Raw genomic sequence first — 11,326 nt, forward strand, 5'->3', positions numbered from 1 at the left:
GGCATGAGCGCCGACTCCTCCCGGTACGCCGCGTCCGGAACACCGCCCCCAAGCGCCGGAGCGGGCGCCTCGCGCTGGTACGACGCCGAAGCGGGGCCGGTGGTCCGGCCCTACGCGATGACCCGGGGGCGTACCAGCAGTGCCACCCGTCACCGTCTCGACCTGATCGCGATCGTCGTCCCCGAACCGGCGGCCGACGATCCCGGCCGGGACCAGACGCTCTCCCCGGAGCACGTGGAGATCGTCGAACTGTGCAGCGACATGCCCCAGTCCATCGCCGAACTCGCCTCCGGCCTCGACCTCCCCGTCGGGGTGGTCAGGGTCCTGGTCGGTGACCTCGTCGAGGACGAACTGGTGCACGTCACCCGTCCCGTTCCACCGGCTGAGCTGCCGGACGTGAACATTCTCCGCGAGGTGATCAATGGCCTTCGGGCGCTCTAGCCGCAAGAAGCGGCCCGTCGAGCCCGTCACCCTGAAAATACTGGTAGCGGGCGGCTTCGGTGTGGGCAAGACGACCCTCGTGGGGGCGGTCAGCGAGATCAGACCACTGCGCACGGAGGAGCGGCTGAGCGAGGCGGGCCGCCCCGTCGACGACGTCGCCGGGGTCGAGAGCAAGAACACCACCACCGTGGCCATGGATTTCGGCCGCATCACACTGCGCGAGGACCTGGTCCTCTACCTCTTCGGCACGCCGGGGCAGGACCGTTTCTGGTTCCTGTGGGACGAGCTGGCCCTGGGAGCCCTGGGGGCGGTGGTCCTCGTCGACACCCGCAGGCTGGAGGACTGCTTCGCCGCGGTCGACTACTTCGAGCGCCGCGGCATTCCGTTCACGGTGGCCGTCAACCTGTTCGACGGTGCCGGGCAGTTCCCCACCGAGACGGTGCGGGCGGCGCTGGACCTCGACCCCGAGGTGCCCGTGCTGCTCTGCGACGCGCGTGACCGGTTGTCCGTACGGGACGTGCTGGTCGCGGTCGTCGAGAACGCCCTGGCCCGCGCCGACCGGCTCAGGGAACCCGCCAGGACGTGACGCCCGGACGACCGCACGGAACGCGGCCCGTACCCCCGCCGACCGGGGTACGGGCCGCGCGTGCGGGTCGGCCCCGCAGCGGGCGTGGAAGGAGTCTTCACCCGAGGTGACGGGCCGTCAACCCTGGGCGCCGGGTGGGTCGTCAGGCGTTCTCGGCGAGCCACTTCGACGCGGTCTCCGCCAGTTCCGCGTCACGGCCGGCCAGCATCATCCCGATCATCTGCGCGTCGCCCCGGAGGGACCACGCAGGGTGCCCGAACGTCGCCGGATTGTTCTTCTCGATGAGGAAGTGCGCCGGCCACGCCGTGCCGTACCCGATCAGCGGCAGCGCCATCGCGTACCGCTTCCGGCCCCGGGCCAGACCGTAGGCGGCGATCGCCAGGCCGGTCAGCGTCCCGGTCAGATGGACCCACCGGGTCGCGGCCCTGGAGTGCATGGCGACGTAATAGGGCCAGAACTCTTCGTACGATCCGAATGTCTGCTGAGGCATGGATGCACCGTAACGGCTCGGACGGCAACCGGATACGGCAGTTCCGCGTCCGTCAACATGAACGGGCGGCCGGAGCCCACGGGGGTGGTCCCGGTCGCCCGTTTCCCCGCGCGAGGGCGGCAGTCAGTGGCCCGCGACGGAACGCCTGGCCACCGGGAAGTCGAAGTAGGTGTCCGGGAAGACCTCGGGCTTGTAGGTGAAGTGCCACCACTCCTCGGCCAGGTTCACGAAGCCCAGGCCGGTGAGCGTGCTCCGCAGGTACTGCCGGTTCGCGCGCTGCGCGCCGAGGATCCGCGGGTCGTCCGTGTGCGACAGGGTGTCGAAGCAGTCGTAGCCCGTGCCCATGTCCACCGAGTTGTCTGGGAAGCGTTCGGCCTTCGGGCCGGAGCAGGGTGCCAGGTCCTCGCCCGGCTCGTACGGCCTGGTCGGCAGCGCGGGCAGCTTCACGAGGGTGAGGTCGACCGTACCGCCCCGGCTGTGACCGGACTTCTCCGCGATGTAACCGTCCGTGAACAGGCGCGTCTTGTCCACCTGCGGATAGAACTCACCCTTCATCTCCTGGTCGTCGAGATCCTTCGCCCAGCGCACGAAGTGGTCCACCGCGCGCTGCGGCCGGTAGCAGTCGTAGACCTTGAGCGAGTACCCCTGGCGCAGCAGGCTCCGCTGGGCTGTTCGAAGCGCGCGGGCCGCGGGGCGGGTCAGGATGCAGACGGGCTGCCGGTAGCCGTCCACCGGCTCGCCCATGAAGTTGTGCGCGGTGGTGTAACGCATCTCCGTGATGATCGTCGGATCGACGGAGCGGAGGTCGACAAACTCCGAAGGAGCCTTGGGTTCGGGGGCGGCCGCCGCCACGGGGGCGGCCGCCGCCACAGCGAGCAGGGCGGAGCCCGCAGCGGTCAGGGCACGGACAACACGAGAGATTTCTGTCATGGGCACATCGTCTATCAGCTTCGGGGCCGCAGGAGAAGAGTGATCGGATACAGTCCGCCCGTGAAGGACTCACACTGCGGCAACTGCGGAGTCCCGTACGCCGCCGGCACCTGGCCCCGCACCTGTACGGCCTGCGGCCACACCGCCTACCGCAATCCGCTTCCCGTAGCCGTCGCGCTTCTGCCGGTCACCGCGCCGCACGGCACCGGCCTCGTCGTCATCACCCGCACCATCCCCCCGCACGTGGGCGGCATCGCGCTTCCCGGCGGTTTCATCGACCGGACCGAGGACTGGCGCCACGCCGTCGTCCGCGAACTGCGGGAGGAGACCGGCATCCCGGCCGACGAGGCGGACGTACGCCTCGCCGACGCCCTCAGCTCGCCGGGCGGCCACCTGCTCGTCTTCGGGCTGCTCCCGGCCCGCCCGGCCGAAGAGCTCCCGCCCTCCGTGCCGACCGACGAGACCACCGGATACGACGTGCTCCACGCACCGGGGGAACTCGCCTTCCCGCTGCACACCGAAGCCGTGCGCGCCTGGTTCGCCGGCCGATACCGGTAGTGCGCCGACGGCCGGCTGCCGGCAGCGAGACGGTCGCCACCGGTGAGCCGGCTGTCGGCGACTAGCGGGTCGTCACCGCGGGGAGGCGTCCGGCAGGCCCCGCACGCGGACCGGATACTCCACCGCGTCCTCCTCGCCGTCCCGTTCGACGACCACGCGGCCGGCCACGACCCGACTCGTGTACCGCTCGACCTCGGCCCGCTCCCACCCGTCGCCCACGTCCCGCACCACCACGCCCCGGCCGGTGCGCCCCGGGGACGGAGCCCACACCTCCAGTTCCAGCTTCCCGTCCGCGCCCCGCACCGGCATCACCGCGCCGGCCCGCGCCAGCACCGGGACACGTGAGAGCGGCGCGTCCACCACCATCTGGCCCGGCCCCTCGTACGCCCGCCCGGTCGCCGTGTCGTACCACCGGCCCGGCGGCAGCCGGACAGTCCGGCGGACCGCCCCCTCCTCGAACACCGGCGCCACCAGCAGCGCGTAGCCCAGCAGGAACGCGTCCTCGCAGTCACGCAGCGCGCGGTCCCCCGACGCGCTCCACCACAAGGGCCGCACATACGGAGCGCCCGTCAGCCGGGCCGTGTGCGCCAGCGTCACGAAGTACGGGTGCAGCCGATCCCGCTCCTCCAGCGCAGCCCTGGCATGGCCGAGCACCTCCGGCCCGAACTCCCACGGCTCCCGGCGCCCCGCGTCCAAGGCAGCATGGGTACGGAACAGCGGCAGATACGCGCCCAGCTGGAACCAGCGCAGATACAGCTCGGGCGACGGCGACCCGTCGAAGCCGCCGACGTCGGGTCCCGAATACGGGACCCCGCAGAGACCGAGCCCCAGAACCAGCGCCAGCGAAGCCCGAAGACCAGGCCACCCCGTGGCCACGTCACCGGACCACGTACCGCCGTACCGCTGCATCCCCGCCCACCCCGAGCGCGAGAACAGGAACGGCCGCTCCTCGGGCCGCAGCCGGCGCAGCCCCTCGTACCCGGCCCTCGCCATGGTCAGGGCGTACACATTGTGCGCCTCCCGGTGGTCCCCGCCCCGCCCCTCCAGCGCATGCCGCGCCGAACGCGGCAGCGACGGATCCCCGAAGTCCGAGAAGGACACCGGCTCGTTCATGTCGTGCCACACCCCGGAGAACCCCTGGCCGAGCCGCTCCTCGTACAGCCCGCCCCACCACTCCCGCACCAGCGGATCGGTGAAGTCCGGATACACGCACTCACCCGGCCACACCTCACCGAGCACCGGGCGCCCCGCCGGATCACGCACGAACGCGCCCTGCGTGCCGACCTCCGAGCCGCTGTCGAACACGGCGTTCCCCGGCGAAGCCCGCACAGCCGGATCGACGATCGACACCAGGCGGACACCGTCCTCCAACAGCTCCTTCGCCAGCGTCGGCAGCCCCGGGAACCGCTCCCGGTCGACGGTGAAGACCTGGTGCGCGTCGTAGTGGTCGATGTCCAGATGCAGCACCGACAGGGGCAGGCCCCGCTCGCGGTACCCCGCCACGATCCGCCGTACCTCCTGCTCGCCGCCGAACCCCCACCTCGCGTGCTGCGGCCCCAGCGCCCACGAAGGCGGCAGCGCAGGAGCACCCGTCAGCGCCGTCCACCCCCGCAGCACCCTGGCAGGCGTCCCCACGACCACCCAGCAGCGGAGCGGACCGCCCTCCATCCGCACCTCGCACATGCCCGGCCGGTCGTGCCCGGAGCCCGCCCCCTCCTCGCCCTCCCGGAGTGTCACCCGGCCCGACCAGGAGTTGTCGTGGAACGCCAGATGGGTTCCCGCGTCCGAGACCACCACCTGCACCGGCATCGTGAGGTACAGCGGGTCGTCCCCGGGACCGAAACGGCCGCCGGGATCGGTGTTCCACAGGCGGTACGTGCCTTCCCTCAGCCTCGGACCGCAGGCCCGGCCGCCCAGTCCGAAGAAGCGCGCGTCGGCGGGCACCTCGGCCCGCTGCACCCACCGGGCCGGGCCCCCCGCCACAGGCTCCCACCAGCGCGGCGGCAGGTCACGGCGGAGCACCACACCACCCGGGGTCCGCAGTTCCACCGCGCCGTGCCGTGACACCGCGACGGTCAGACGCTCCGACACCACCTGCCAGCCACCGTCCTTGTCCGGCTCCAGCCGCGCCCGCCCATCCGGCTCCGGCTCGTCACCCGGCAGCGCGTACGACGGCAGCGGCCCCGCGCCGTCCCACGACCAGAACACCGCACCGCCCACCGCCACCCGGACCCGCAGCTCCGAGCGAGCGAACCGCACCACACCACCGCCCGGCCCGGGCTCCGCACTCATCAGGAGGCCGGGCACACGGGCCCGCTCCGCACCGCGAGGCGCCAGCGCCCGCGCGTCCGCGCGCCGACGGCGCCACGCGGAGCGCACCACACGCATCCCCCGCACGGAACCGACCAATCTCACCGAGCGCACCAGGTCACGACCATCCATGCGGGTCACCCTGCCATCAGCCGGCACACAAGAGCGCACCGTTCAGCTTCCGTTCACCTGTGGCCCCACCACACAGCCGGACACGCAACCATGGCCGGGGGACCCTGGTGCGCAAGACGATCACATGGCATCGTCCGTTAGTGCCGTTCACGCGCACACCCCAGCCCGTGCGCGCGCGACGCACGCACACCCCGCGTACACCCCGAAAGGCCAGGGAGCCTCCATGACCTCAGCAGCCGGCGACGCCCCCCTCTGGCAGCCCGAGCCCGAGCGCATCGAGGCCGCCGCCGTCACCCGTTTCCAGCGATGGGCGGCCGAACGCTACGGCGCTCCCGCCGACGGCGGATACGCGGCACTGCACCGCTGGTCGGTCGAGGAGCTCGACACCTTCTGGCAAGCCGTCGCCGACTGGTTCGACGTGCGCTTCTCCAGCCCCTACGACGCCGTCCTAGGCGACCGCACCATGCCCGGCGCACAGTGGTTCCCCGGTGCCACCCTCAACTACGCGGAACACGCCTTGCGCACCGCCGACGACCCGCTCCGCGCCGACGCTCCCGCCCTGCTGTACGTCGACGAGACCCACACCCAGGTGTCCGTCGGCTGGCACGAACTCCGGCGCCAGGTGGGCTCGCTCGCGGCGGAACTGCGCGGCCTCGGCGTCCGCCCCGGGGACCGGGTCAGCGGATACCTGCCCAACATCCCCCAGGCCGTCGTCGCGTTCCTGGCCACCGCCGCCGTCGGAGGCGTCTGGACCTCGTGCGCCCCCGACTTCGGCGCCCGCAGCGTCCTGGACCGCTTCCAGCAGGTCGAACCCGTCGTCCTGTTCACCGTCGACGGCTACCGCTACGGCGGCAAGGAACACGACCGCACCGCCACCGTGGCCGAGCTCCGTGGCGAACTGCCCACGCTGCGCGCGGTCGTCCACATCCCACTGCTCGGCACGGACGCGCCGGACGGCGCCCTCGAATGGTCGGCCCTCACAGCTGCCGACACCGAACCCGTCTACGAGCAGGTCGCCTTCGAGCACCCGCTCTGGGTCCTCTACTCCTCGGGCACGACCGGACTCCCGAAGGCGATCGTCCAGTCCCAGGGGGGCATCCTCCTCGAACACTTCAAGCAGATCGGCCTGCACTGCGACCTCGGCCCCGACGACCGGTTCTTCTGGTACACCTCCACCGGCTGGATGATGTGGAACTTCCTCGTCTCCGGCCTGCTCACCGGCACCACCGTCGTGCTCTACGACGGCAGCCCGGGCTTCCCGGACGTCGGCGCCCAGTGGCGCGTCGCCGAACAGACCGGCGCGACCCTCTTCGGCACCTCCGCCGCCTACGTCATGGCCTGCCGGAAGGCAGGCATCCACCCCGGCCGTGACCAGGACCTCAGCCGCGTGCAGTGCGTCGCCACCACGGGCTCCCCGCTGCCACCCGACGGCTTCCGCTGGCTCCACGACGAGGTCGCGGAGGACCTGTGGATCGCCTCGGTGAGCGGCGGGACGGACGTCTGCAGCTGCTTCGCCGGCGCGGTGCCCACCCTGCCCGTCCACATCGGCGAACTGCAGGCGCCCTGTCTCGGCACCGACCTCCAGTCCTGGGACCCCGACGGTGAGCCGCTGACGGACGAGGTGGGCGAACTCGTCGTCACCGCACCCATGCCCTCCATGCCGGTCCGCTTCTGGAACGACCCCGACGGCAGCCGCTACCACGACAGCTACTTCGACACGTACCCCGGCGTCTGGCGCCACGGGGACTGGATCACCCTCACCGACCGGGGCTCGGTCGTCATCCACGGCCGCTCGGACTCCACCCTCAACAGGCAGGGGGTGCGCATGGGTTCCGCGGACATCTACGAGGCGGTCGAACGGCTCCCCGAGATCCGCGAGTCGCTCGTCATCGGCATCGAGGAACCGGACGGGGGCTACTGGATGCCCCTGTTCGTCCACCTCGCCGAAGGCGCCACGCTCGACGACGGCCTCCGCGACAGCATCAAGCGCACCATCCGCGAGAACCTCTCCCCGCGCCATGTGCCGGACGAGGTCATCGAAGTCCCCGGCATCCCGCACACCCTCACCGGCAAGCGCATCGAGGTGCCGGTCAAGCGGCTGCTCCAGGGCACGGAGCTGTCCAAGGCGGTGAACCCGGGCTCCATCGACAACCTCGAACTGCTCCACTTCTACGAGGAGCTGGCCCGCGGACGCCGCTGATCCGACGACGGCGCATCCCGTTGTCAGTCCCCCTGACTACGCTGAGTGAGCATCGATCGACAGCGCACAGGGGGACTCATGGCGCACACCAAGCAGATCAAGCGCATCCGGCAACGCTCCGACACGTCCATGCGACGAGCGCTCCGCCGCGAAGCACCCAGTACCGTCGGCCTCCTGGTCGACCCCGAGGACTTCGCGGCGATGTGCCGCTACCGGAGCTTCACCTTCGACGACCACGCGGTCTACCTGCGGCAGATCGAAGGGCTCCTCCGGTCACTCGCGGCGCAGGGGAAGCACACCACCGTCGCCCTCTTCGACCCCGAGGACTACGCCGACTTCTGCACCGAATCCGGCCTCGAACCCGACGCGCACGCGAGCCGTAGCCGCTTCACCGCCGAGATCGCCGCGGCCGGCCCCACCGTGGAGTACACCGGCCAGCACATGGACACCCTGATCCCCGTCCTGGTCTCACGGGCCGTCCGCCGGGCGACCTGGGAGTACGCCACGATGCTGCTGGCCGACCTGGGGGACTGCGCCGACTGCGGGCAGGACATCGGCAGAGCCGCCTTCGACCGGGCGTCACACCTCCTCATGCGGCTCCTGGACACCGCGGGCCCGGGCACCCACCACGTCGTATGCAGTACGCCGGCGCAGTCGGAACAACTCCTCGCCGTGCTCCGCACCTCGCGGGACACCGATGGTCCGGCCGGCATCGAGGCGTCCGAGGGAGCTGAGTTCGTCACCGTGCTCGCCGTCGGCGTGGCTCTCGAGACACCGGGCGGCGTCGTCCTGCGCACCACCGCGCCCGACACCCCGGACCGGGTGCACGGGTGGCGTCTGCAGCGCGGCAGCCTCCTTCCGCTCACGGCCGGCGAGGTCTTCAGCGCCTACTGCACCGACGCCGACACCGGCGAGCCGGTCCCGCCCGAGTCGGGCGTCGAGTACTGCGCGGGATTCGACCTCGGCGCCGACGAACCCGAGGCGCACCGCTGAATGAAGCACCGCTGAATGAAGCACGAAGGGGTTCCCACCGCCCACGGTGGGAACCCCTTCACGACCCGGCCCGCCCCAGCGAGCCGGCGCACGTCACTCGCCCGACAGCACCGCCTGCGCCGCGAGGCGCGCCTCTTCGGCGGAGTCCGCGGCGCGTGCGGCCGACGCCGCACGCTCGCACTGCGCGAGCGTGTGCTTCGAAAGCGTCGCCCGTACGTAGGGGATGGACGCGGCACCCATCGACAGGGAGGTGACACCCAGACCGGTCAGCACACATGCCAGCAGAGGGTCCGAAGCGGCTTCACCGCAGACACCGCAGCTCTTGCCCTCCGCCCTGGCGGCGTCTGCGGACAGGGCCACCAGGTCGAGCAGCGCCGGCTGCCACGGGTCCTGCAGCCGGGAGACGGCGCCCACCTGTCGGTCGGCTGCGAAGGTGTACTGCGCCAGGTCGTTGGTACCCAGCGACAGGAACTCCACCTCCTGCAGGATCGAGCGTGCCCTGAGCGCGGCGGACGGAATCTCCACCATCGCCCCGAACTTCGCCTGTAGACCCGCCTCGCGGCACGCGTCGGCGAACGCCTTGGCGTCCGCACGGTCGGCGACCATCGGCGCCATGACCTCCAGATAGACGGGAAGCCCGTCTGCCGCCCGCGCGAGGGCGGTCAACTGGGTCCGCAGCACATCGGGGTGGTCCAGCAGGCTGCGCAGACCACGCACACCCAACGCGGGGTTCGGCTCGTCGGCCGGAGTCAGGAATTCCAGCGGCTTGTCCGCGCCCGCGTCCAGGACCCGCACGACGACGCGTCCCTCGGGGAACGCCTCCAGCACCGCACGGTACGCCTCGACCTGCTTCTCCTCGGAAGGAGCCTGCTTGCTGTCGTCCAGGAACAGGAACTCCGTCCGGAACAGCCCGACGCCCTCGGCACCGGCCTCGACCGCTGCGGGCACGTCGGCGGGACCGCCGACATTGGCGAGCAGGGGCACCTTGTGACCGTCCGAGGTCGCACCGGGGCCGGTCACCGCCGACAGAGCCGCTTTGCGCGCGGCGGAGGCGCTCTCCATCTCGGCGCGCTTCTCCGGGCTCGGCTCGACGAAGATCTCACCCGTGCTGCCGTCGACGGCGACGACCGTGCCCTCGGCGATCTCGCCGGCCCCGGGAAGGGCCACGACGGCCGGAACCCCGAGCGCTCGCGCGAGAATGGCACTGTGACTGGTGGGCCCACCCTCCTCGGTGACGAAACCGAGCACGAGCGTGGGGTCGAGCAGGGCCGTGTCCGCCGGAGCCAGGTCACGCGCGATCAACACGTACGGCTCGTCGCTGTCCGGCACACCAGGCATCGGCACACCGAGCAGCCGGGCAACGATCCGGTTCCGCACGTCGTCCAGGTCGGCGACGCGCCCCGCCAGGTACTCCCCGGCGTTGGCCAGCAGAGCCCTGTACGCCGCGAACGCGTCGTACACACCGCGCTCGGCGGTGCTGCCGACGGCGATACGGCGCTCGACATCGGCGATGAGTTCGGGGTCCTGCGCCATCATGGCCTGGGCCTCGAGCACGTGCTGTGCCTCGCCGCCCGCCAGATTGCCGCGCGCGTTGAGGTCGGCCGCGACAGCTTCGACGGCCTGGCGGGCACGTCCCTGCTCGCGCTCGGCCTCTTCCGCCGGAATCTGCTTGGCCGGGGGCTCGAGAACCGCCGTACCCATATGCCTGACTTCGCCGATCGCCACACCGTGGCTCACGCCGACGCCTCGCAGCGTTGTCTCCATCTCACCGTCTCCGGTCGTGCGGTGGTCGTGCCACCGCAGTGGTCGCCCAACTGGCCTTGCTATTGCTATGGGGTTGTCACTGCCAGCCGAAAAGCGTGTCGCCGATCTTCACGTCGCCGTCATCGCGGACCTCGGAAAGGGATTCGGCCGTGGCCTCCAGGGCGACGACCGGGCAGATCGCGGATTTGCCGGCGGCCTCCACCCCTGCCGGGTCCCAGCGCACGATGCCCTGACCGCGTGTGACCGTGTCCCCCTTGTTGACGAGGAGCTCGAAGCCCTGGCCGTTGAGCTGCACGGTGTCGATCCCCAGGTGGGTCAGCACGCCATGGCCTTCGTCATCGACGACGACGAACGCGTGCGGGTGAAGGGAGACGACGATTCCATCGACCGGCGAGACGGCCTCGGAAGGCTCGCGCACGGGATCGATGGCGGTACCGGGCCCGACCATCGCGCCGGAGAACACGGGGTCGGGAACCGCGGTGAGCCCGATAACGCGGCCGGCGAGAGGGGACGTCACGGTGGTCATGGAGGGCCTCCAGGGGGTGGGGATCCGTAGGTCGCCGCCATGGCTGATGGAGGACGGCGTACTGATCAGCAGCGTAAGTCATATGAAGTCCCGGTTCCGCCCGACAGCTACCGGTTGACCGGCCTGGGGGCGCTCAGGAAACGATTTGCCTCGCCTCACAGCGGCCTGTACTGTCGTACCCCTGCCTTGACCCCACCAAGACTTCACGTCCGGGGTCGGCAGCGACTCCAGAACCCAGACTCAAACCGTGATCGTGTTTTCGCATGCCTGCGAGACCGTGGTCAAGGGAGAGGGAAAAGGCCTGATAGAGTCGGACTCGCCGGAAAGGGAAACGCGAAAGCGAAGAACTGGAAAGCGGAACAAGTAGTAACCCGCTTCGACCGGGAATCGGACACG

At 71.0% G+C, this 11,326-nt stretch carries 10 protein-coding genes; 5 read left to right on the forward strand and 5 right to left on the reverse strand.

Annotated elements, in window-relative coordinates; translation table 11 throughout:
- The first annotated feature begins 3 nt into the window (after positions 1–3).
- Both ACFU5K_RS17330 and ACFU5K_RS17335 read left to right on the forward strand, forming a co-directional pair.
- Entirely contained in the window at positions 4–441 is a 438-nt protein-coding gene (locus tag ACFU5K_RS17330; protein ID WP_384062076.1) for a DUF742 domain-containing protein, read from the forward strand.
- Positions 422–1,027: an ATP/GTP-binding protein gene (locus ACFU5K_RS17335; protein WP_384062079.1), complete on the forward strand. Its 606-nt coding sequence runs from the start codon at positions 422–424 to the stop codon at positions 1,025–1,027. The genes ACFU5K_RS17330 and ACFU5K_RS17335 overlap by 20 nt, the downstream gene beginning before the upstream one ends.
- A 142-nt stretch (positions 1,028–1,169) precedes the next feature.
- Here the strand turns inward: ACFU5K_RS17335 and ACFU5K_RS17340 are convergent, their stop codons facing one another.
- Both ACFU5K_RS17340 and ACFU5K_RS17345 read right to left on the reverse strand, forming a co-directional pair.
- Entirely contained in the window at positions 1,170–1,517 is a 348-nt protein-coding gene (locus ACFU5K_RS17340; protein ID WP_384062082.1) for an Mpo1-like protein, read from the reverse strand.
- Between the two features lie 123 nt (positions 1,518–1,640).
- Positions 1,641–2,447 (reverse strand): M15 family metallopeptidase, encoded by an 807-nt coding sequence (locus ACFU5K_RS17345; protein ID WP_384062085.1) that lies wholly within the window; start codon positions 2,445–2,447, stop codon positions 1,641–1,643.
- A 60-nt stretch (positions 2,448–2,507) separates the two neighbouring features.
- Between ACFU5K_RS17345 and ACFU5K_RS17350 the strand changes: the two genes are divergently transcribed.
- Positions 2,508–3,005 (forward strand): NUDIX domain-containing protein, encoded by a 498-nt coding sequence (locus ACFU5K_RS17350; protein ID WP_384062087.1) that lies wholly within the window; start codon positions 2,508–2,510, stop codon positions 3,003–3,005.
- Between the two features lie 72 nt (positions 3,006–3,077).
- Here ACFU5K_RS17350 and ACFU5K_RS17355 read toward each other — a convergent pair whose 3' ends face one another.
- Positions 3,078–5,447, reverse strand: a complete 2,370-nt coding sequence (locus tag ACFU5K_RS17355; RefSeq protein WP_384062090.1) for a glycoside hydrolase family 31 protein — start codon at positions 5,445–5,447, stop codon at positions 3,078–3,080.
- Between the two features lie 223 nt (positions 5,448–5,670).
- Here ACFU5K_RS17355 and ACFU5K_RS17360 point away from each other — a divergent pair, with 223 nt between their 5' ends.
- Both ACFU5K_RS17360 and ACFU5K_RS17365 read left to right on the forward strand, forming a co-directional pair.
- The gene (locus tag ACFU5K_RS17360; RefSeq protein ID WP_384062093.1) at positions 5,671–7,647 is read left to right on the forward strand and encodes an acetoacetate--CoA ligase; all 1,977 of its coding nucleotides are present in this window, start codon (positions 5,671–5,673) and stop codon (positions 7,645–7,647) included.
- Between the two features lie 78 nt (positions 7,648–7,725).
- Entirely contained in the window at positions 7,726–8,640 is a 915-nt protein-coding gene (locus tag ACFU5K_RS17365; RefSeq protein ID WP_384062094.1) for a hypothetical protein, read from the forward strand.
- 93 nt (positions 8,641–8,733) lie between these two features.
- On the opposite strand, the gene ptsP is transcribed toward ACFU5K_RS17365, so the two are convergent.
- Together ptsP and ACFU5K_RS17375 are read right to left on the reverse strand one after the other, a co-directional pair.
- Positions 8,734–10,404, reverse strand: a complete 1,671-nt coding sequence (ptsP, locus tag ACFU5K_RS17370; RefSeq protein WP_384062097.1) for a phosphoenolpyruvate--protein phosphotransferase — start codon at positions 10,402–10,404, stop codon at positions 8,734–8,736.
- A gap of 76 nt (positions 10,405–10,480) precedes the next feature.
- On the reverse strand, positions 10,481–10,930 hold the full coding sequence (locus tag ACFU5K_RS17375; RefSeq protein WP_384062100.1) for a PTS glucose transporter subunit IIA: 450 nt from the start codon (positions 10,928–10,930) through the stop codon (positions 10,481–10,483).
- Positions 10,931–11,326: the final 396 nt, after the last annotated feature.

Source organism: Streptomyces sp. NPDC057428 (assembly GCF_042803195.1).
Lineage (GTDB): Bacteria > Actinomycetota > Actinomycetes > Streptomycetales > Streptomycetaceae > Streptomyces.

Coding starts and splice junctions, on each gene's coding strand:
- ACFU5K_RS17330 (WP_384062076.1), top strand. CDS start 4: ATGAGCGCCGACTCCTCCCGGTACGCCGCGTCCGGAACACCGCCCCCA.
- ACFU5K_RS17335 (WP_384062079.1), top strand. CDS start 422: ATGGCCTTCGGGCGCTCTAGCCGCAAGAAGCGGCCCGTCGAGCCCGTC.
- ACFU5K_RS17340 (WP_384062082.1), bottom strand. CDS start 1,517: ATGCCTCAGCAGACATTCGGATCGTACGAAGAGTTCTGGCCCTATTAC.
- ACFU5K_RS17345 (WP_384062085.1), bottom strand. CDS start 2,447: ATGACAGAAATCTCTCGTGTTGTCCGTGCCCTGACCGCTGCGGGCTCC.
- ACFU5K_RS17355 (WP_384062090.1), bottom strand. CDS start 5,447: ATGGATGGTCGTGACCTGGTGCGCTCGGTGAGATTGGTCGGTTCCGTG.
- ACFU5K_RS17360 (WP_384062093.1), top strand. CDS start 5,671: ATGACCTCAGCAGCCGGCGACGCCCCCCTCTGGCAGCCCGAGCCCGAG.
- ACFU5K_RS17365 (WP_384062094.1), top strand. CDS start 7,726: ATGGCGCACACCAAGCAGATCAAGCGCATCCGGCAACGCTCCGACACG.
- ptsP (WP_384062097.1), bottom strand. CDS start 10,404: ATGGAGACAACGCTGCGAGGCGTCGGCGTGAGCCACGGTGTGGCGATC.
- ACFU5K_RS17375 (WP_384062100.1), bottom strand. CDS start 10,930: ATGACCACCGTGACGTCCCCTCTCGCCGGCCGCGTTATCGGGCTCACC.